Consider the following 21,119-nt stretch of genomic DNA (forward strand, 5'->3'; position numbering starts at 1 on the left):
ACGGGGAGAGGGAATTTAGCAGGTTGACCTTCGCCTCCCTCGCGCCCACATGGCAATCGGATCGAATTGATCCGATTTGAGAGTCGTTCGCAACAATGCGCCTTTCCAGCCTGGCCGATTATGCCGTGGTGATGATGTCCGCCGCCGCACGCCATTGTGGCGGGGCGGGGCGTCTCAACGCGACCAGCCTGGCGGAAGAGACCGGACTGCCGCTTCCGACCGTACAGAAGCTGGTAAGCAAATTATCGGCGGCGGGACTGATCGAGAGCCAGCGCGGCACGGGCGGCGGTTTTCGTCTGTCGCGCCCGCCCGCCGCGATCAGCCTGGCCGATATCGTCGAGGCGATCGAAGGGCCGATCGCGATGACGTCCTGCGTCGACCAAGGCGCGCACGATTGCTGCGTCGAGGAGAGTTGCCGCGTGAAACCACATTGGAATGCCGTCAATGGCGCCGTGCGCGGCGCGCTTGCCGGCGTGACGCTTGCGAGCCTGTCCGCCGCTCCCGCGCTGGAGGTGCAGGCCTGATGCGGCGCGCGGCGCTCTCTATGTTCATTCGTGTCTTCGTGTCTTCGTGGGAGTCAAACTTCCTCGCACAAAACCACAAAGCCACGAAGATTTTTGATGGCCGCTACGCGGCCGGGGATTTCTGATGGCGACCAAGAATGCCGAGGCGCTGGCCGCCGCGAACAAGAAATATGAATGGGGTTTCGCCTCCGACGTCGAACAGGAGTTCGCGCCCAAGGGGCTGTCCGAGGATACCGTCCGCTATATCTCCGCCAAGAAGAACGAGCCGGAATGGATGCTCGACTGGCGGCTGAAGGCGTTCCGCCTGTGGCAGACGATGGAGGCGCCGAACTGGGCCAAGCTGAACGTCCCGCCGATCGACTATCAGGACGCTTATTATTACGCCGAGCCCAAGGCGAAGAAGACGATCGAGAGCCTCGACGATCTCGATCCCGAGATCCGGCGCACCTATGAGAAGCTCGGCATCCCGATCGAAGAGCAGAAGGTGCTCGCCGGAGTGGAGGGCGCGCGCAAGGTTGCCGTCGATGCGGTGTTCGACAGCGTCTCGGTCGCGACGACGTTCCGTGAGGAGCTGAAGGCCGCCGGCGTCATCTTCCTGTCAATCTCGGAAGCGATCCGCGAATATCCCGAGCTGGTGAAGAAGTGGCTCGGCAAGGTCGTGCCGCAGCACGACAATTATTTCGCGACGCTCAATTGCGCGGTCTTCTCCGACGGCACCTTCGTCTATGTGCCCGAGGGCGTGCGCTGCCCGATGGAGCTGTCGACCTATTTCCGCATCAATGCCGAGAATACCGGTCAGTTCGAGCGCACGTTGATCGTCGCCGACAAGGGCGCGTACGTCTCGTACCTCGAAGGCTGCACCGCGCCGATGCGCGACGAGAACCAGTTGCATGCCGCGGTCGTCGAACTGGTCGTATTGGACGATGCCGAGATCAAATATTCGACCGTCCAGAATTGGTATCCGGGCGACGAGAACGGCCTGGGCGGGATCTACAATTTCGTCACCAAGCGCGCGCTTTGCCAGGGCAAGAACAGCAAGGTGTCGTGGACCCAGGTCGAGACCGGATCGGCGATCACCTGGAAATATCCGAGCTGCGTGCTGGCGGGCGAGAATTCGGTTGGCGAATTCTACTCGGTGGCGGTGACCAACAATCGCCAGCAGGCCGATACCGGAACCAAGATGATCCATCTCGGCAAGGGCAGCCGCTCGACCATCGTGTCGAAGGGCATCTCGGCGGGGCGATCGGACAATACTTATCGCGGATTGGTGCGCGTCGCACCGACCGCCGAGGGCGTGCGCAACTTCACCCAGTGCGACAGCCTGCTCCTCGGCTCGGAATGCGGGGCGCACACTGTGCCTTATATCGAGGTGCGCAACCCGTCGGCGCAGATCGAGCATGAAGCCACGACCTCGAAGATCAGCGAAGACCAGTTGTTCTACGCGATGCAGCGTGGGCTCGACCAGGAAGCGGCGGTCGCGTTGATCGTCAACGGGTTCGCGCGCGAGGTGCTGCAGCAACTGCCGATGGAATTCGCGGTCGAGGCGCAGAAGCTGCTGGGGATTTCGCTTGAGGGGAGCGTGGGATGATCGCGCTCACGGCCTTCGCCCTGGCGACTTTGCCAGCAGGCGGAAAAATTCCAGAAGCATTTCTGGGTACATATGCATTCATGGAGGCAACGAAATCAGGGTGTGACCTGCGCTTTGCTTTCGTCATTCGGCCGGATCAAATCCGCCTTCGCGGCGTCGACTATCCCGTCCTCATGGAGGAGGCGATCGATGATAACAACATTCATATCTGGCTGCGCGATCCCGTAGCTAAGGACAACGCAACAATCGCTTATCACCTAAATCGCTCTCCAGAGCATAACGGAGGCATCATTTTGGTGGACGAAAACTCCGAGGCTGAGGCGGCTATTACGTACGGCACGCCGCCGCCGGATACGGGGGTTGATGGCCCTTATGATCGCTGTCCTTCCCTGAATCGTTCGAACGGATCCAATTGATGCTCAACATCGAAAACCTCCACGCCGAAGTCGACGGCAAGCCGATCCTCAAGGGCCTCTCGCTCAGCGTGAACGCGGGCGAGGTGCACGCGATCATGGGGCCGAACGGCGCGGGCAAGTCGACGCTCGGTTATGTGCTCGGCGGACGGCCCGGTTACGACGTGACCGAGGGATCGGTCAGCTTCGACGACGCCGATCTGCTCGAGATGGAGCCGCACGAACGTGCCGCCGCCGGCCTGTTCCTCGGCTTCCAATATCCGGTCGAAATCCCCGGCGTGTCGAACGTCCAGTTCCTACGCGAGGCGCTCAACAGCCAGCGGCGCGCGCGGGGCGAGGCGGCGCTGTCGGGCGGGGATTTCCTCAAGCTCGCGCGGGCGGAGGCGGCAGCGCTGTCGATGGATGCCGAGATGCTCAAGCGCCCGGTCAATGTCGGCTTTTCGGGCGGCGAGAAGAAGCGCAACGAGATGGTGCAGATGGGGATCATCGGCCCGAAGCTGGCGATCCTCGACGAGACCGACAGCGGGCTCGATATCGACGCGCTGCGCGTGGTCGGCGACGGCATCAACCGTATCATGCGCGCGCCGGACAAGGCGGTGGTGCTGATCACTCACTATCAGCGGCTGCTCGACTACGTGAAGCCGGACTTCGTCCATGTGCTGGAGGGTGGGCGGATCACCCGCACCGGCGGGCCCGAGCTGGCGCTCGAGCTCGAGCGTGAAGGCTATGGAGCGGTGGCGGCATGATGGTGTCGACTCAAATCCTCCCTGGGACGGGGAGGGGGACCGCCGCGCGCAGCGCGGTGGTGGAGGGGGCTCGCCTCGTTGGATGCCGTCTGTTGCCCGCCCCCTCCACCACGCCGCTGCGCGTCGTGGTCCCCCTCCCCGTAAACGGGGAGGAATTTTTGTGACGCTGCTCACGCTCCCCACCCGTCGCGACGAGGCGTGGAAATATAGCGACCTCGACGCGCTGGCCGTGGCGTGGCCACTCAATCCGCCCGAGGCGATCCGTGTCGCCGCGGGCGAGGAGATCGCGCGCGTGGTGGTGCAGGATTCGCCGGCCGGATCGGTGGCGATCAAGGACATCGCGGTCGTGCTCGAAAAGGGCGCGCGGGCGACGTTCCACGTGCTCAATATCGGCGGCAAATTGGGCCGAGTCTCGATCGACGTGACCTTGCACGAAGGCGCGCATTTCGAGTTGGGCGCGGCAATATTGGGCGGGGGCGAGCAGACGCTGGAGATCGTCACTACGGTCAACCATGTCGAGCCCAATGCGACCTCGAACCAGGTTGTGCGCTCGGTGCTTGGCGGCAAGGCGACCGGCAGCTATCTTGGCAAGGTCGCGGTCGCGCGCGACGCGCAGAAGACCGATGCCAGCCAGTCGGTCAAAGCGATGTTGCTGGCGCGCACCGCGACCGCCAATGCCAAGCCCGAGCTCGAGATCTTCGCCGACGACGTGAAGTGCGCGCATGGCGCGACGGTGGGCGAGTTGGACACGATGGCGCTATTCTATCTCGAAAGCCGCGGAATCGCGCCGGCAGAGGCAAAGGCGCTGCTGCTCCGTGCGTTCGTCGGCAGCGTGTTCGACGACATCGCCGATGAGGGTGAGCGGACGCGGGTCGAAGCGGCAGCGCAGGCTGCGCTGGAGCGGATGTTAAACAACTCCCTCTCCCTTTGGGAGAGGGAAGGGGCCCGCTCGGCGGAGCCGAGCGGCAAGGGTGAGGGCAGGTAATGGTCACTACTGTCGACCCCCACCCTTCCGCGGCTTCGCCGGGTTCGAGCGAGGTCCGGTCCCCCGGACCGGACCTTGACCTGCCGGGGGCAGGTCAAAGCTCGAACTCTCCCTCTCCCGATGGGAGAGGGAATTTGCCCCCCCTCGACGTCGTCGCGGATTTCCCTGCGATCCCGGCGGGTTGGCATTATCTCGACAGTGCGGTGTCGGCGCAGAAACCGCGCATGGTGATCGACGCGATCGAGCGTGGCTATGCGCAGGATTACGCCGCGGTGCATCGCGGCGTGTACCAGCGCTCGGCCGATATGACGCTCGCTTATGAAGCGGCGCGCAAGCGAGTCGCGGAGTTCATCAACGGCAAGCCCGAGGAAATCGTCTTCGTCCGCGGTGCGACCGAGGCGATCAACCTGGTCGCGCATAGCTGGGCGGGATCGCAGCTTAAGGCTGGTGACCGCATCCTGCTGTCGGTGCTCGAACACCATTCGAACATCGTGCCGTGGCAGCTGGTCGCCGAGCGGATCGGGGTCGAGATCGACGTCGTGCCGCTGACCGTGGACGGCCGGATCGATCTCGACGCGATGGCGGCGATGATTACCCCGGCGTATAAACTGGTTGCGCTCGCCCATGTCTCCAACGTGCTGGGGTCGGTACTCGACGCCAAGCGTGCGACCGAGATCGCGCACTCCGTTGGCGCCAAGATTCTGCTCGACGGCTGCCAGGCCGTGCCGCGCATGCCGGTCGACGTCGCTGAGATCGACTGCGATTTCTACGTCTTCTCCGGACACAAGCTCTACGGCCCGACCGGAATCGGGGTGCTCTGGGGCCGCTACGATCTGCTCGACGCGATGCCGCCTTATCAGGGCGGCGGGTCGATGATCGACCGCGTGACCTTCGCCAAGACGACCTACGCCCCCGCGCCCGGCCGGTTCGAGGCGGGGACGCCGCATATCGTCGGCGTGATCGGGCTCCACGCGGCGATCGATTATGTCGCGGGCATCGGCCTGGAGCGCATCCATGCGCACGAAGCCGCGCTGGTAACCGCTGCGCGCGAGCGGCTGTCGCGGATCAATTCGGTGCGGCTGTTCGGGCCGGAGGATTCCGCCGGCATCGTCAGCTTCGCCGTCGAGGGGGTGCATCCGCACGACGTCGCCACCATCTTGGACGAGAGCAAGGTGGCGATCCGCGCGGGGCATCATTGCGCGCAGCCGCTGATGGAGGCGCTCGGCGTGCCGGCGACGGCAAGGGCGAGTTTTGGCGTCTATTCGTCGATGGCGGATGTGGAGGCGCTGGGCGAAGCGGTCGAACGTGTGACGCGGATTTTTGGGTAGGAATCTTCGGATGAACGAAGAACGGAAGATCGAAGTGGAAGAAGTGACGTCGGTCGAGGCGCCGGCCAAAGCGCGCGTCGAGGCGCCCGCCGAGACGTTTGAGCGCAAGCGCGATTATCTCGCCGGTTTCCTATCGCAGAAGCCCGAGCCGCTATCGGGCGGCGAGCCGGGCGGCGCGCTGTACGAAGCGGTGGTCGACGCGCTCAAGGAGATTTACGACCCGGAAATCCCGGTCAACATCTATGACTTGGGACTGATCTACAATGTCGAGGTTACCGACGACGGCCATGCCGCGGTTACCATGACGCTGACCACGCCGCATTGCCCGGTTGCGGAATCGATGCCGGGCGAGGTCGAATTGCGTGTCGGCAGCGTGCCGGGAATCGCGGTGGCCGACGTCAATCTGGTGTGGGATCCGCCCTGGGATCCGCAAAAGATGTCGGACGACGCGAAGCTGGAATTGGGAATGCTGTAATTGGCTCAGCCCCTCCCCTTCAGGGGAGGGGTTGGGGTGGGGGACGCGGGGCGAAGGTCAGGAGACTCAGCCCCACCCCCAACCCCTCCCCTGAAGGGGAGGGGCTAGGAGAAGAAGAATGACGACGACGCTGAGGCAGCGCCCTGCTGCCGTGAAACTGACCGAACGCGCCGAGGCGCGCGTCGCCGAATTGATGTCGAAGGCCCCCGAGGGCGCGATCGGCGTCAAGCTATCGACCCCGCGCCGCGGCTGTTCGGGCCTCGCCTATTCGGTCGATTACGTCACAGCCGCCAACCCGATGGACGAGCGGATCGAGACGCCCGGCGGCACTTTCTTTGTCGACGGCGCGTCGGTCCTGTACCTGATCGGCTCGACGATGGACTGGGTCGAGGACGATTTCGCCGCCGGTTTCGTGTTCGAAAACCCCAACGCCAAGGGTGCATGCGGGTGTGGGGAGAGCTTTACGGTCTGAGAATTGTGATGGCTACTATTTACCAATCGACCAGATCAATAGCCACACGACCAATACCACTGCGAGTGACCATCCGGCGACCCACGCAAGCGTCTTCTTCCAATTTCCGGCTTTGAACGCTTGTTCAAAGGGCGCGGTGAGCAAGGCCTCGAACAGGGCTCCGAGGAATTCAGACATGATTACGCTGTTTTCCGGAGTAACAACGCCGTCCGCAAACACTCGCACACCACCTCGTCGCGGTGGTTGAGCATGCGGTGCTTCCATGTCACCAGGCCGGCAGTCGGCCGCGATTTACTGTCGCGCAATTCGGTCACCTCGCTGGTCGCGCGCAAGGTGTCGCCGATGAACACCGGCTTGGGCATGACCAATTTGTCGTAGCCCAGGTTCGCGACCAGCGTGCCCATCGTCGTCTCGGCGACGGTGATGCCGACCATCAGGCTGAACGTGAAAGTGCCGTTGACCAGGATGCGGCCGAACTCGCTCGCCTTGGCCGCCTCGGCGTCGAGGTGCAGCGGCTGCGGGTTGTGGGTCATGGTCGACCACAACAGATTGTCGGTCTCGGTCACCGTACGGCGCAGCGGGTGCTCGATCGTCTCGCCGATTTGCCATTCGTCGAAATATTTGCCCGGCATCAGTCGCCTTTCGTCAGCATGAGCTTGAATCCGGCATGACTCTTTTTCCAGCCGAGCCGTTCGTAGAAGCGATGCGCAGCGACGCGGTCGTTGTTCGACGTCAGTTGCGCCATGAAGCAGTCGCGCTCGCGGAAGCGCTCGACCGCCCAGCCGATCATCTCGGCGCCGAGCCCGAGCGAGCGCTTGTCTTTGGCGATTCGCACCGCTTCGATCTGGCCGCGCCAGGCGCCGCGATTGATCAGCCCGGGGAGCCAGCTGAGCTGCATCGTCCCCACGATCGCGCCATCGAGCTCGGCGACGATCAGCCGCTGGTTGGGATCGCGATCGATCGCGTCGAACGCGGCGAGATAGGCGGGGTCGAGCGGTTCGGACAGGTCGTCGGCGCGACCGCCGATCTGTTCCTCGGCGAGCATCGCGACGATCGTCGGCAGGTCGGCGAGAAGTGCATCGCGAAATAGCATGGTGTCACACGCGTTACGCCATTCCGATCAGTGGAGGCAGGGTGAAAATGTCGCCCGTTGGTGAGGCCGGTTACTGGCTTGGATCAATGAAAATCGCGCGACTTGGGCAGGATGCGTACGTTGCGTGGATGGCGACCATGGGCGTCGGCGGTGTAGCGCGGGTCGGGGGACAGGTTGATGTCGGCACGCGCGGCCGGCGGCGGCGCGAGATGATCTTCGGACAATCGAGCGAGATCGGCAGTGCGGTCGATCACCCGGGCACCGATCAAATGGACGACGCTGCCTTCGCTCGGTGCGCTGCGCTGGACCTCTCCCTCGATCGTCATCAGCCGCGACCCCATCACCTGCAGTCGCTGCGCTTCGAACACGCGGGCCCATAACAACGCATTGGTGATGCCGGTCTCATCCTCCAGTGTAATGAAGATGGCATTGCCGGTACCCGGGCGCTGACGGACAAGCACCACGCCAGCGACGGTGGCGCGCGAGCCGTTGCGCGCCTTGCTCACCTCGGCACAGCTCAGCACGCCTTCCGCCCGGAACATCGGCCGCAGGAATTGCATCGGATGGCCTTTGAGCGACAAGCGCGTGAGTTCGTAATCGGCGACGACTTCCTCGCTCAGCGGCATGGCCGGCAGCGCGGCATCCTCTTCCTGGCCCAGTTCGCGTGCGCTGGCGGCGGCGAATAGCGGCAGCTCGTCCGATGGCGTGCGGCGCACTTCCCACAAGGCGTCCCGCCGTCCCTGGCCGATCGATCCCCAGGCATCGGCGTCGGCCAGCAGCCGAAGTCCGCGCGAGGGAAGGTTGGCGCGGCGGGCGAGTTCCTCGATCGACGTGAAAGGTGCCGCGGCCCGCGCCTCGACCAGCCGATCGGCCCAATCCTCGCGGAAGCCATCGACCTGACGGAACCCCAATCGCAGCGCGAGATCCTGCCCGTCGCGCTCCATGCTGTTGTCCCAGCCGCTCGCATTGACGTCGATCGGCCGCACCGCGACACCATGTTTTTCCTGTACGTCACGGACGATCTGCGCCGGCGCATAGAATCCCATCGGCTGCGAATTGAGCAGCGCGCAGGCGAATACCGCGGGATGGAAGCATTTGAGCCAGGCCGAGACATAGACCAGCCGTGCGAACGCCAACGCGTGGCTCTCGGGAAAGCCATAGCTGCCGAACCCCTTGATCTGATCGTAGCAGCGCTGCGCGAAGTCCCGTTCGTAACCGCGCTTCACCATGCCTTCGACCATCTTGGTTTCGAAGTGATGGATCGTGCCGACATTGCGGAACGTCGCCATCGCGCGGCGCAGGCGATTGGCATCCTCGGGCGAGAATTTGGCGGCGACGATCGCCAGCTTCATCGCCTGTTCCTGGAACAGGGGCACGCCCATGGTCTTGCCGAGCACGTCCTTCAGTTCGTCGGCATGGCCGAAGCCCGAGGCCGGTGCGGGATACTCGACCTTCTCCTTGCCCGAGCGCCGCCGCAGATAGGGATGGACCATGTTGCCCTGGATCGGTCCAGGGCGGACGATCGCGACCTGCACGACCAGGTCATAGAATTCGCGCGGCCGGAGGCGCGGTAACATGCTCATCTGCGCGCGGCTCTCGACCTGGAACAGGCCCAGGCTGTTGCCCTCGCACAGCATGTCGTAAACCGCCGGCACCTCCCCCGGGATGGTGTCGAGCGTATGCCGGTCGCCGCCGGTCGCCTCGATCAGGTCGAACGCCTTCTTGATGCAGGTCAGCATGCCGAGCGCGAGCACGTCGACCTTCATCAATTGCAGCGCGTCGATATCGTCCTTGTCCCATTCGATGAAGGTACGGTCCTCCATCGCGGCGTTGTGGATCGGCACCGTCTCGTCGAGCCGGTCCTGGGTCAGCACGAAGCCGCCGACATGTTGCGACAAATGGCGCGGGAATTCGAGCAATTGATCGACCAGCGACTTGAGACGCGCAATGTCGGGGTTGGCCAGGTCGAACCCGGATTGCGACACGCGCTCTTCCTCGAAATGGCTCGAATAGCTGCCCCAGACCGTGCTCGCGAGACGCGAAGTGACGTCCTCGGTCATGCCCAGTGCCTTGCCGACTTCGCGCACCGTGCTGCGCGATCGGTAATGGATCACCGTCGCGGCGATCGCGGCGCGGTGTCGGCCATAGCGCTTGTAGACATATTGCATCACCTCCTCGCGCCGCTCGTGTTCGAAATCGACGTCGATATCGGGGGGCTCGTCGCGCTCGGCCGAGACGAAGCGCGAGAAGAGCAGGTCGTGCTTCATCGGATCGACCGAAGTCACGCCGAGCAGGAAGCACACCACCGAATTCGCCGCCGACCCGCGGCCCTGGCACAGGATCGGCGGGTCGCAGCTGCGCGCGAAACGGACGATATCGTGGACGGTCAGGAAATAAGGAGCATAACCGCGCTCGCGGATCAGCGAGAATTCCTCGTAGAGCAACGCATAGAGCTTGTCGGGAACGCGATACTCATAGCGTTCCAGCGCAGTCTGCCAGACGAGATGTTCGAGCCATTCCTGCGCCTCCCAGCCGGCGGGCACGGGCTCGTGGGGATAATCATAGCTCAACTGGTCGAGCGTGAAGCCGATGCGCGAGAGCAGTACGTCGGTTTCCGCCACTGCTTCGGGATAGTCGCGGAACAGCCGCGCCATTTCCTCGGGCGGCTTGAGATGGCGCTCGGCATTGGCTTCGAGCAACTTGCCCGCGGCCTTCACATGCGTGCCCTTGCGGATGCAGGTGACGACGTCGTGGAGAGGCCGTTGCGCGGGAGATGCGTAGAGTGCGTCGTTGGTCGCGAGGAGAGGCACGCGCGTGGCGCGAGCGGTCTCGGCAAGCTTGGCAAGGCGGCGTTTGTCTCGGCCCGCGCGAGGCATGGAGGCGCCGAGCCATAGGCGGTCGCCGACCACGCGCTTGAGACGCCTGAGCGTCGTCTCGAGCCCATCGTCACCGCGGCCTTGTGCCGGGGTCCACTCCACCACTCGCCCTGGACTCTGTGGCTCCGTGGATGCCGGGACGAGTCCGGCATGACAATTGGGGAAAGGGACGACGTTGGTGGTTTCGGGTTCATCGTCGCCAAGTCGAAGGAACCCTCGATCCTGATCCTGGTCGATCTGCCGCTTCTCCGGCAATGCCTCATTCTCCGCTTCGTCGAAGCTGCTTTCCGGCAGCACGATGAGCATCAGATCCTGATGATGCGCGATCAGGTCGCTGAACCCGATCAGGCAGCCCCCCTTGGTCGCGCGGCGATTGCCGAGCGAGAGTAGTCGCGTCAGCCGGCCCCAGCCGTATCGCGTTGCCGGATAGGCGACGACGTCAGGCGTACCGTCGGCGAAAACCAGCCGCGCCCCGACGATCAGGCGGAAATCGGGGGCAGGGGAGGGCAGATCGGGCGGATCGGGAAACTCTTCCCATGGCCGGTCGGCCTCGTGCCGCGCTTTCGCCTTGGCCCAGGCGGGATTCCATTGCTCGCGCGCTTGTCTCAGCGCGACATGCGCACGCACCACGCCGGCCACCGTGTTGCGGTCGGCGATACCGATGGCGCGCATGCCCAGGGCAATCGCCTCGCCGACCATGTCGCTGGGATGCGAGGCCCCCCGCAGGAACGAGAAGTTGGTCGCTGCGACCAGTTCGGCGAAGCGGACAGGCTCAGCCATGCCGCCCGGCCATTTTGAAATTTTGTTCACGCGGAGGCGCGGAGGCGCGGAGAAGGAAGGATTGGTTCGCGCAGAGGCGCAGAGGGCGCAGAGACGATGGTCGAAAAGGCCGCCGAGCCGCTCTTGCGGCTCCTTCACAGCCCGAGGAAATTGAAGATGCAGGTCTCGCTGGCGCGAGACAAAGAGTATTTGGCGAACTCTCCGCGCCTCCGCGCCTCCGCGTGAACCAATTCACGCGAACAGCCCGTGGATGTACCAGCCGGGTTCGGCGACTTCGCCGTACAGGCCGTGGCGGAAGATCCAGAAGCGGCGGCCGCGGCGGTCCTCGACGCGGTAATAATCGCGGGTCGGCGCCTGGTAGCTGCCCCACCAGGGCGTGGCGATCCGCTCGGGTCCTTCGACGCGGGCGACGTCATGCAGGACGCGGCGCCAGCGGAATTGGCGCGGCAGTCCGTCGGGGACTTCGCTGGCGATCGAGTCGATCGGTTGCGGCGGGTCGAACAAGTGGATCGGACGTAATGGAGGCTCGCCCGTTTCGAGTTCTGGCCAGTCGCAGGGCGGGACAGGGTCGGTTGCAGGCAGCATCAACTCGGCCTGTTCGGGCAAATGGCGGTCGCGCGGGGCGAAACGACGGATGCGGGAGCGGCCGACACGGGTGGACAATCGATCGATCAACTGTGCCAGCTCTGCCTCGCCGACCGCACCGCCTTCAAGTTTCAACTGTGCCGCGTCGAGTCGCTCCGCCACCGGCACGTCGAGCCGGATCAGGTCGAAGCCGAACCCGGGATCGATCGGATCGGCCAAAGTTTCGATCCGTTCGCGGAACAGCCGCAACACCGCGGCCACGTCGCGGGTCGGACGGCCCGTCTCGACCGCCATCCGCTGGACCAACCCATCGGTGCGGAAGAAGCGCGCCTCGAACCGGCGCCCGCCTTCATGAGTCTGGTCGAGTCTGAGGGCGGCCTCGCCGATCAATTCCCCCAGCACGGTCAGTGCGAATTCGGTGCGCGCCACAGGTTCGGCGAAGCGCCGCTCGACGAACAAAGGCGGAGCGACGATGCGCGGGGTCAACGGACTGTCCGCTTCGCCGATGATCCGTCGGACCTGGGTTGCGGCATCGCTGCCGAACCGCGCGGCGATCGCCGACAAGGGACGCGCCACGACGTCGCCGACGGTCTTGAGCCCAGCGCGCTTCAAGGCGGTCGTCGCTTCCTCCTCGAGCCCGAGCGCCACGACCGGCAAGCGGCGGACCGCCTCGTCCTCGTTGGCACCGACGCTGCGCCATCGCGCGAGCGCCCTCGCGGCGTCGGGATTGGCAGCAAAGGCATGCTGCGCGGTGACGCCCAACCGGTCGAGTCTTGCCAGCACATCACTGGCGAGCGCGGTTTCGTTGCCAAGCAAATGGGCGCAGCCGGTAATGTCGAGCACCAGCCCATCGGGTGCGTCGAGCATCACCCAGGGCGTATAGCGCGCGCAGCCATCGGCCAGCCGTTCGAGCCACAAATGGTCGTCATGCGGGACATGGTCGAACGCTTCCAGCTCGGTCAGCCGCGCGCGGGCATCGGCCAGGGTCATGCCGCGCTCGATCCCGAGACGCGCGGCTTCGCGATCGATGGCATGCACGCGCAGCGCGCCCTTGACCTTCTCGGTCAGCGCGTACGGGGCCTCGGCACGACCCGCGAACAAATGCGGACGCGTGATGCGGATGCGTTCAGCCGGCAGCCAGGGGAAGAACAGCGCCAGATAGCGCCTGGCTGTCGCAGGGCTGGAAGGCACGTCGGTCACGATTCCACTCCACTCGCCATCGGCGTCCGGCGGGGCCGGCGCGTCGGCGCAACAATTCGAGGTCGAAGGCGGGCGGCCCCGGCGCCTCGGCGGCGAGCGCGATCGAAGGGGCAGGGGTGACCCGCCAGCGCGTGTCGGCGACGCTCGGGCTTTCGCGCGCCCCGCCCTTGAGCAGCAGCACGGTCACGCCAGAGGCTTCCGCCGCCAACATCAGCCGGCGCGTCGCGGTCAGGTCGAGCGGCTTGGGCTCGCCCCAGCTTTCGATCACCAGCGCGCCGAGCCCGGCGCAGCGCGCGGCATCGTTCGCGGCCTTGAGCAATGCCGCGTCATCGCCGAGCAGCCCGAGGATGAGGTCACCGCCATGGAGGCCGATTTCACCCAATCCGCTGGCGTAAAGCTTGCCCGCCCGCCGTTCCGCCGCTTCGGTCCTGAGCCACAATAACGGCTTTCGGGCGTGGATGCGCAGCGCCAGCATCGCGGCAAATCCCGACAGGCTGCCGGCATCCTCGCTGTCATCCGCCATCACTTCGTGCAAGCGTCCGCGCGCGAGGCCGCCGCCCAGCCAGGCATCGATCGCCGCATGCCCGGTGGCGAACCGCGCCGGCCCGCCCGATACGCGCACGCCTTCGATGCGCGCGACGCGGCGACGCAATCGACTCAGCGAGGCAGACGACTCGGGCATATATGTTCATGATATGTTCTATTCGCGAGATTGCAATTCGAATCCTGGAGTAAGGAGCATGCGAAAGGGGCGGCGAACCGAGTCCGCCGCCCCTTCATTTTCGCTTATCGATATTGTCGGATCAGGTCGCGTTGACCGTCTGGCCCTTGCAAACGTTGACGTTGTCGAACTGCTGCGTGACCTCATCCGAGAACTGGATCTTGATGTCGTAGAGGCAGACGTCGCCGTCTCCCAACGTGAAATTGGACGAGGTTTTCGGCTTGATCGCATATTTCATATCGACCTCGTGCCACGGGTCCTTCGATTCTCCCGCGCGCGCGGTCCACACGCGCTGCACGGACACATCGGCATTGCCATTATAGACGGTGAAGTTGCGTCCCGAATCCGCGATCGCCGGTGCCGATACGATGCCAGCGACCAGCACGGCCATCGCCGCGCCAGTTTTGATCGCCTGAATCATCACTGTACCCCCCAAAAGTAGGTTGCATCCACCGGCCGAACCGGTCCGAAACAGTGTAATATAAGAGCCGTGTTGTTGCACGTGCTAAGTTACTATTCCGGGACGTCGCCGAAGCTTTCTTGCGACTTATCCCGGCTATCGTTCGATTTCGCGATCCTGGCGGAGATTACAGTGTCGATTTTGTACAATTTACGAATGTTGCGCGTCAGTTTGCCTTCGCTTGGCGTCTGAACCGATGCAACAGCGGCTCCGTATAACCATTAGGCTGAGTGGTTCCCTCGAACACCAGCGCACGCGCGGCCTGGAATGCCGGGCCGGCCGGATTGGCGACCAACGAACGATATGCCGGATCGCTCGCATTCTGCGCATCGACCTTGGCGGCCATCCGTCCGAACGCCGCTTCGACCTCCTCGGGCGTGCACACGCCGTGAAGCAGCCAATTGGCGAGCACCTGGCTCGAGATCCGCAAGGTCGCGCGATCTTCCATCAGGCCGATGTCGTGGATGTCGGGTACTTTCGAACACCCGACTCCCTGATCGATCCATCGCACGACATAGCCCAATATGCCCTGGGCATTGTTGTCGAGTTCGGCGCGAACCTCCTCCGGCGTCCAGTTGCGGCCGAGCGCGAGCGGCACCGAGAGCAGGTCGTTCAGGCTGGCGACGGGCTCTGCGGCGCGTTCCTTCTGCCGCGCGAACACGTCGACCTGGTGGTAGTGCGTCGCGTGCAAGGTCGCCGCGGTGGGCGAGGGAACCCAGGCGGTGGTCGCGCCGGCCATCGGGTGGCCGATCTTCTGCTCGAGCATGTCGGCCATGCGATCGGGTGCCGCCCACATGCCCTTGCCGATCTGCGCCTTGCCGCTGAGGCCGCAGGCGAGCCCGATCTGGACGTTGCGGTCCTCATACGCCTTGATCCAGGCCGAGGTTTTCATCTCCCCCTTGGGCACCATCGGTCCGGCCTGCATACTGGTGTGGATCTCGTCGCCGGTGCGGTCGAGGAAGCCCGTGTTGATGAAGACGATCCGGTCTTTCACTTCACGGATGCACGCCGCGAGATTGGCCGATGTCCGGCGCTCCTCGTCCATCACCCCCACCTTGATCGTGTGGCGGGGAAGATCGAGCATCGTCTCGACCGCATCGAACAGAGCGTTCGTGAAGCCGACCTCTTGAGGTCCGTGCATCTTTGGCTTGACGATGTAGATCGAACCGGCTGGGCTATTCTTGAAGCGCCCGAGCCCCTTCAAATCGTGCAGCCCGATCAGGCTGGTCATGATCGCATCCAGGACTCCCTCAGGCGCCTCACCACCGTCGGACAGGATGACTGCAGGCGTGGTCATCAGGTGGCCGACATTGCGCACGAACAACAGGCTGCGGCCGCGCAGCACCAACTCGCCGCCATCGGGCGCGGTGTAACGGCGGTCGTCGTTGAGGCGGCGGGTCAGGGTGCGGCCGCCCTTCTCGAACGTATCCTCCAGGTCGCCGCGCATCAGCCCGAGCCAATTGGCATAAGCCGCGACCTTATCCTCGGCATCGACCGCGGCGATCGAATCTTCGAGGTCGACGATCGTGGAGATCGCGCTTTCCAGGACGACGTCGGCGATTCCGGCGGGATCGCTACCGCCGATCGGATGATCGCGATCGATCACCACTTCGATGTGCAGGCCGTTGTGACGGAACAGGTAATTCTCGCCGGCACGTCCGACGAGCAGCGACGGGTCGGCCAGAACCGGCTCGCCGGATAGATTCGCCCAACTACCGCTTGCCAGCGGCACGGCCTTGTCGAGAAACGCCTTGGCCCAGGCGATCACCTGCGCGCCGCGTTCGGGATCGTAGCCGCCCGGTTTGGCCGCACCGGGAATTGCATCGGTGCCGTAGAGCGCATCGTACAGGCTGCCCCAGCGGGCATTGGCGGCATTGAGCACGAAGCGAGCGTTGAGCACCGGCACCACTAGTTGCGGCCCGGCCATTGTCGCGACTTCGGCATCGACGTTCGACGTCGTGACCTGAAAGGGTGCGGGCTCGTCGACTAGGTAATCGATCGATCTCAGATATGCCTGATACTCGGCCTGATCGATCGACTCGCCTGCGCGTTGCGCGAGCCAGCCGTCGATGTCCGCTTGCATTGCATCACGGCGCTCAAGCAGGTGTCGATTTTCTTTGGCGAACCGCTCGAGAAGCGCCTTCGCCATGGCCCAGAAATACTGCGCATCGATCCCCGTGCCTGACAAAGCCCGCTGCTCGACGAAGTCGACAAGTTCGTTCGCTATTTTCAAACCGTTGCGGTCGATCATGGTGCCTCCGGGCATGCACTGCTCCATCAGATGATGAGGGGAGGAACCCCGCCAATACACCGACCGAACATACCGTCCACACGAAAAATGCGCTTGCCGCTCCCGTAAACCAGTGGCTAACTGCAACCGATAAGAGGAGAGAGAGATGGCAGAAGCGTACATCGTGTCTGCGGGCCGCACGGCTGGCGGACGGCGCGGCGGCAAGCTGAAGGACTGGCACCCGGCGGACTTGGCGGGCAAGGTGCTCGACGCGGTGGTGGAACGCGCCGGCATCGACGGTGCCGCCGTCGAAGACGTCATCATGGGCTGCGTAATGCAGGTGGGCGAGCAATCGGCACATATCGGGCGCAGCGCGGTGATGGCGTCGTCGCTGCCCGACAGCGTCCCGGCGGTGTCGATCGACCGCCAGTGCGGTTCGTCGCAACAGGCGATGCAGTTCGCCGCCCAGGCAGTAATGTCCGGTACTCAGGACATCGTCCTTGCCGCCGGGGTCGAAAGCATGACGCGCGTGCCGATGGGCCTCGCCAGCTCGGCACCTGCGCAACTCGGCATCGGCATCGGTCCCTGGTCGCAGAAGATCAAGGACCGCTACGGCGTCCAAGGCTTCAGCCAGTTCGTCGGCGCCGGCATGATGGCGCAGAAATACGGCTTCAGCCGCGAGCAGCTCGACGCCTTCTCGCTCGAGAGCCATCGCCGTGCGGCCGCCGCCACGCAGGCGGGCGCGTTCGACGAGGAAATCGTGCCGATCGAGATCGTCGATGAGGAAGGCAATACCGTCCTTCATCTGCACGACGAGGGCATCCGCTACGACGCCACGCCCGAATCGATGGCGAGCGTCAAATTGCTCCAGGAAGGCGGCGTGTTGACCGCGGCATCTGCCAGCCAGATTTGCGACGGCGCTTCGGGCGTGCTGATCGTGAGTGAACGCGCGCTCAAGGATCATGGGCTGAAGCCGCTGGCGCGGATCCACAATCTGACCGTCACCGCCGGCGATCCGGTGATCATGCTCGAAGAGCCTTTGCCCGCGACGCAGCGGGCGCTGGCCCGCGCGGGCATGAAGATCGAGGATATCGACCTGTACGAAGTCAACGAGGCGTTCGCGCCGGTCCCGCTAGCCTGGCTCCAGGTGATCGGCGGCGACCATGACCGGCTCAACGTCAATGGCGGCGCGATCGCGCTCGGCCATCCGCTTGGGGCCTCGGGCACCAAGCTGATGACGACGTTGCTTCATGCGTTGAAGGCGCGTGGCAAGCGCTGGGGGCTGCAGACGATGTGCGAAGGCGGCGGGATCGCCAACGTCACGATCGTCGAGCGGCTCTGAGGTCCGCGTCGCCCCGGCGAAGGCCAGGGCCGCAGGCGGCACTCTACAACTTAGCGGCCCCGGCCTCCGCCGGGGCGACGGGAGAGAAGAATGAAACTCGATAATTCGGTAGCCGCGGTCGTCACCGGCGGCGCCTCCGGGCTAGGCGCCGCGACCGCGCGTGCACTTGCCGCCAAGGGCGTGAAGGTCGCGATCTTCGACCTTCAGGCGGAGAAGGGCGAGGCGCTCGCCAAGGAAATCGGCGGCGTGTTCTGCGAGGTTAACGTCACCAGCGACGAGAGCGTCGATGCCGGGTTCGCCAAGGCGCGCGCGGCGAACGGCCAGGAGCGCGTGCTGGTCTGCTGCGCGGGCACCGGCAATGCGGTCAAGACCGCCAGCCGTTCGAAGGAAGACGGTTCGATCAAGCATTTCCCGCTCGAGGCTTTCAACTGGCTCATCCAGATCAACCTGATCGGCACCTTCCGCTGCGTCGCCAAGTCGGCGGCCGGCATGCTGACGCTCGAGCCGGGTGTCGATGGCGAGCGCGGCGCGATGGTGATGACCGCCTCGGTCGCTGCCGAGGACGGCCAGATCGGCCAGGCCGCCTATTCGGCCTCCAAGGGCGGGGTGGTCGGCATGACCCTGCCGATCGCGCGCGACCTGATGGGCGAGGGGATTCGTATCAACACCATCCTACCCGGCATCTTTGAGACGCCGTTGATGCAGGGTGCGCCGCAGAACGTGAAGGATGCGCTCGCGGCCTCGGTCCCGTTCCCCAAGCGGCTCGGCAATCCGCCCGAATATGCGCAGCTCGCGCTGACGATGATCGAGAACGGTTATTTCAACGGCGAGGACGTCCGCCTCGACGGCGCCATCCGCATGGCGCCGCGCTGAGGTGAGGCAACAATAAAGCCCTTCCCCTTCAGGGGAGGGGTCGGGGGTCGGGCAGCGCCTCAAGCGAATCGCCCGTGGATAGGCCCCACCCCAACCCCTCCCCTGAAGGGGAGGGGCTAGGAAGAGGAAATCCCATGCCCGGACCCTTGCACGGAATCCGCATCGTCGAACTAGCCGGGATAGGCCCAGGACCATTCTGCGGCATGATGCTCGCGGATCACGGGGCCGAGGTGATCCGCGTCGACCGGCCGGGCACTACGCCCAATCCGCGCGACCCGTTGCTGCGGTCGCGGACGACGATGCAGCTCGATCTCAAATCAGCCGACGACATCGCCAGATTGCGCGACCTGGTAAAGACCGCAGACGGCCTGATCGAGGGATTCCGCCCCGGCGTCACAGAGCGCCTCGGCATCGGCCCGGACGTCTTGCTCGTCGATAATCCGAAGCTGGTCTATGGCCGCATGACCGGCTGGGGCCAGACCGGATCTTATGCCGCCGCCGCTGGGCACGACATCAATTATATCGCATTGTCCGGCGTGCTCGGCGCGATCGGCCGTGCCGGCGACAAGCCGACTCCGCCGATCAATCTGGTCGGCGATTTCGGCGGCGGCGCGATGATGCTCGCCTTCGGCATGGTCAGCGCCTTGCTCGGCGTGAAGAATGGCGCGCCGGGCCAGGTGATCGACTGCGCGATGACCGACGGGTCGGCGCTGCTGATGGCGATGATGTGGGGTTTTCGCGCGCAGGGAATGTGGGACGATGCGCGCGGTACCAACATGCTCGACACCGGCGCACCCTTCTACGACACGTACGAGACCGCGGATGGGGGCTTTGTCGCGATCGGGTCGATAGAGCCGCAATTCTATGCGTTGCTTCGTCAGACCCTGGGGATTGCCGACGACGCGCTCTTCGATGCCCAATTCGATCGTGCGCAATGGCCGGCGCAAAAGGCGCGGCTGACCGAGATTTTCAAATCGAGGACGCGCGACGAATGGTGCGCCCTGATGGAGGCGACCGACATCTGTTTCGCGCCGGTGCTCGGATTCGACGAAGCGGTGGCGCATCCGCACAATCGCGAGCGCGGCACTTTCATCGAGCTTGGCGGCGTGGTCCAGCCCGCGCCCGCACCGCGTTATTCGGCGACCCCCTGCGATCCGCCACGCCAGCCCTGAGAACCGGGAGAGGACGATGCCGCATTTCGGCGACTATCAGAACGAGATTTACGGTGCCGGCTTGCGCGGCGTGCTGCCGAAAGTGCCGGTCGATTATGCCACGCTGGTCGAGCGCGCGACAGCGGCAATGCCGCCGCACGTCTTGAACTATGTTCAGGGCGGGTGCGGCGACGAACGGACGCAGGACCAGAACGCCGCCGCTTTTCACCATTGGGGGATGGTGCCGCGGATGATGGTCGGCACGACCAGCCGAGATCTGTCGACCGAGATTTTCGGCCACACATATCACAGCCCGGTGTTCATGAGCCCGATCGGCGTGACGGGTATCTGCAGCCTCGACCAGCATGGCGATATCGCCGCGGCCAAGGCGTCCGCGATGACCGGCGTGCCGATGACCGTCTCGACGCTGGGCAACGATACGCTGGAAGAGGTAGCGAAGCATCTCGGCGACACGCCGGGCTTCTTTCAGCTCTATACGCCGCGCGACAGGGACTTGGCCGAGAGCCTGATCCGTCGCGCTGAGGCAGCGGGCTATCGCGCGCTGGTGGTCACGCTCGACACCTGGGTGACCGGCTGGCGCCCGCGCGATCTCAACGCCGGCAATTTTCCCCAGCTGCGCGGCCACGTGCTGACCAATTATTTTGCCGACCCCGTCTTCCGCAAGCTGCTCGGCAAGGATCCGGCACAGGCGCTACCCGAAGCGGTGATGCTATGGGGCTCGCTGTTCGCTCGCCCGCTGACCTGGGATGACATGGCGTGGTTCAAGTCGGTCACCAAGATGCCGATCGTACTCAAGGGCATCTGCCATCCCGAGGACGCGCGCAAGGCAGTCGACATGGGCGCCGACGCGATCTTCTGCTCGAACCATGGCGGGCGCCAGGCCAATGGCGGAATTGCCGCGATCGATATGCTGCCCGGCGTCGTCGAGGCAGCCGGCGACGTGCCAATATGGTTCGATTCCGGCATCCGCTCGGGCAGCGACGTGATCAAGGCGCTGGCAATGGGCGCGCGCGCGGTTGGGGTGGGGCGGCCGTTCGCCTATGGCTTGGCGCTCGATGGAGCTGACGGCGCGGCGCACGTCCTCAAATGCATCCTGGCTGAGGCCGACCTGATGATGGCGGTGAATGGCATGCCGACGCTCGACCATGTGCGCGCGGCCGGGGTGACACGGCTTTCCGCTTGAAGGCACGATCGCCAATAAAGCGAGCCTTCCCCATGAGATGGTCCCATTTCGGCCCTTAACAATGGCTTTTAAT

The 21,119-nt window shown here is 64.6% G+C and carries 20 protein-coding genes; 12 read left to right on the plus strand and 8 right to left on the minus strand.

The genetic code is table 11. The annotated features are described in order from the left end of the window. Nucleotides 1–95: 95 nt before the first annotated feature. The 8 genes from Q0L25_RS00520 (at nt 96) to Q0L25_RS00555 (ending at nt 6,531) form a co-directional block, all read left to right on the plus strand. Entirely contained in the window at nt 96–524 is a 429-nt protein-coding gene (locus Q0L25_RS00520) for an SUF system Fe-S cluster assembly regulator (RefSeq protein ID WP_296610963.1), read from the plus strand. A gap of 124 nt (nt 525–648) precedes the next feature. Further along, nucleotides 649–2,112 (plus strand): Fe-S cluster assembly protein SufB, encoded by a 1,464-nt coding sequence (gene sufB / locus Q0L25_RS00525; protein ID WP_296610964.1) that lies wholly within the window; start codon nt 649–651, stop codon nt 2,110–2,112. After that, entirely contained in the window at nt 2,109–2,528 is a 420-nt protein-coding gene (locus Q0L25_RS00530) for a hypothetical protein (RefSeq protein ID WP_296610966.1), read from the plus strand. Before sufB ends, Q0L25_RS00530 begins: the two co-directional genes overlap by 4 nt. Further along, nucleotides 2,528–3,271 carry a Fe-S cluster assembly ATPase SufC gene (gene sufC, locus Q0L25_RS00535; protein WP_296610967.1) on the plus strand — a complete coding sequence of 248 codons (744 nt, stop codon included), beginning with the start codon at nt 2,528–2,530 and terminating at the stop codon, nt 3,269–3,271. The genes Q0L25_RS00530 and sufC overlap by 1 nt, the downstream gene beginning before the upstream one ends. A 160-nt stretch (nt 3,272–3,431) precedes the next feature. After that, nucleotides 3,432–4,256, plus strand: a complete 825-nt coding sequence (locus Q0L25_RS00540; RefSeq protein WP_296610968.1) for a SufD family Fe-S cluster assembly protein — start codon at nt 3,432–3,434, stop codon at nt 4,254–4,256. A gap of 134 nt (nt 4,257–4,390) precedes the next feature. Continuing rightward, nucleotides 4,391–5,584, plus strand: a complete 1,194-nt coding sequence (locus Q0L25_RS00545) for a cysteine desulfurase (RefSeq protein WP_296610969.1) — start codon at nt 4,391–4,393, stop codon at nt 5,582–5,584. Nucleotides 5,585–5,594: 10 nt separating this feature from the next. Then, complete coding sequence (locus Q0L25_RS00550) at nt 5,595–6,059, plus strand: SUF system Fe-S cluster assembly protein (protein WP_296610971.1); 465 nt, start codon at nt 5,595–5,597, stop codon at nt 6,057–6,059. Nucleotides 6,060–6,177: 118 nt separating this feature from the next. Beyond that, nucleotides 6,178–6,531 (plus strand): iron-sulfur cluster assembly accessory protein, encoded by a 354-nt coding sequence (locus Q0L25_RS00555; RefSeq protein WP_296610972.1) that lies wholly within the window; start codon nt 6,178–6,180, stop codon nt 6,529–6,531. Between the two features lie 15 nt (nt 6,532–6,546). Here Q0L25_RS00555 and Q0L25_RS00560 read toward each other — a convergent pair whose 3' ends face one another. The 8 genes from Q0L25_RS00560 to Q0L25_RS00595 all read right to left on the minus strand — a co-directional run bounded on the left by Q0L25_RS00560 (nt 6,547) and on the right by Q0L25_RS00595 (nt 16,512). Further along, nucleotides 6,547–6,708, minus strand: a complete 162-nt coding sequence (locus Q0L25_RS00560) for a hypothetical protein (protein ID WP_296610974.1) — start codon at nt 6,706–6,708, stop codon at nt 6,547–6,549. A gap of 2 nt (nt 6,709–6,710) precedes the next feature. Further along, nucleotides 6,711–7,163, minus strand: a complete 453-nt coding sequence (locus Q0L25_RS00565; RefSeq protein WP_296610976.1) for a MaoC family dehydratase — start codon at nt 7,161–7,163, stop codon at nt 6,711–6,713. Next, nucleotides 7,163–7,624 (minus strand): GNAT family N-acetyltransferase, encoded by a 462-nt coding sequence (locus Q0L25_RS00570; RefSeq protein WP_296610977.1) that lies wholly within the window; start codon nt 7,622–7,624, stop codon nt 7,163–7,165. Before Q0L25_RS00570 ends, Q0L25_RS00565 begins: the two co-directional genes overlap by 1 nt. 83 nt (nt 7,625–7,707) lie before the next feature. Next, nucleotides 7,708–11,280 carry an error-prone DNA polymerase gene (locus Q0L25_RS00575; protein ID WP_296610979.1) on the minus strand — a complete coding sequence of 1,191 codons (3,573 nt, stop codon included), beginning with the start codon at nt 11,278–11,280 and terminating at the stop codon, nt 7,708–7,710. Between the two features lie 231 nt (nt 11,281–11,511). Beyond that, complete coding sequence (locus tag Q0L25_RS00580; RefSeq protein ID WP_296611400.1) at nt 11,512–13,056, minus strand: DNA polymerase Y family protein; 1,545 nt, start codon at nt 13,054–13,056, stop codon at nt 11,512–11,514. Continuing rightward, entirely contained in the window at nt 12,992–13,747 is a 756-nt protein-coding gene (locus Q0L25_RS00585; protein ID WP_296610980.1) for a hypothetical protein, read from the minus strand. The genes Q0L25_RS00580 and Q0L25_RS00585 overlap by 65 nt, the downstream gene beginning before the upstream one ends. A 121-nt stretch (nt 13,748–13,868) precedes the next feature. Next, nucleotides 13,869–14,207 carry a hypothetical protein gene (locus Q0L25_RS00590; protein WP_296610981.1) on the minus strand — a complete coding sequence of 113 codons (339 nt, stop codon included), beginning with the start codon at nt 14,205–14,207 and terminating at the stop codon, nt 13,869–13,871. A 205-nt stretch (nt 14,208–14,412) separates the two neighbouring features. Next, a complete protein-coding gene (locus tag Q0L25_RS00595; protein ID WP_296610982.1) occupies nt 14,413–16,512 on the minus strand; it encodes a malate synthase G in 2,100 nt (699 codons plus the stop codon). A gap of 130 nt (nt 16,513–16,642) precedes the next feature. Between Q0L25_RS00595 and Q0L25_RS00600 the strand changes: the two genes are divergently transcribed. From Q0L25_RS00600 to Q0L25_RS00615, 4 genes are all read left to right on the plus strand, one after another. Then, nucleotides 16,643–17,818, plus strand: coding sequence for an acetyl-CoA C-acetyltransferase (locus Q0L25_RS00600; protein ID WP_296610983.1), 1,176 nt, complete (start codon nt 16,643–16,645; stop codon nt 17,816–17,818). Between the two features lie 90 nt (nt 17,819–17,908). Further along, a complete protein-coding gene (locus tag Q0L25_RS00605; RefSeq protein WP_066590341.1) occupies nt 17,909–18,691 on the plus strand; it encodes an SDR family NAD(P)-dependent oxidoreductase in 783 nt (260 codons plus the stop codon). A 134-nt stretch (nt 18,692–18,825) separates the two neighbouring features. Further along, on the plus strand, nt 18,826–19,863 hold the full coding sequence (locus Q0L25_RS00610) for a CaiB/BaiF CoA-transferase family protein (RefSeq protein WP_296610986.1): 1,038 nt from the start codon (nt 18,826–18,828) through the stop codon (nt 19,861–19,863). A 16-nt stretch (nt 19,864–19,879) separates the two neighbouring features. Further along, nucleotides 19,880–21,046, plus strand: coding sequence for an alpha-hydroxy-acid oxidizing protein (locus Q0L25_RS00615; protein WP_296610987.1), 1,167 nt, complete (start codon nt 19,880–19,882; stop codon nt 21,044–21,046). Nucleotides 21,047–21,119: the final 73 nt, after the last annotated feature.

Origin of the sequence: Sphingomonas sp. (genome assembly GCF_024508665.1) — a bacterium.
Classification (GTDB): Bacteria; Pseudomonadota; Alphaproteobacteria; order Sphingomonadales; family Sphingomonadaceae; genus Sphingomonas.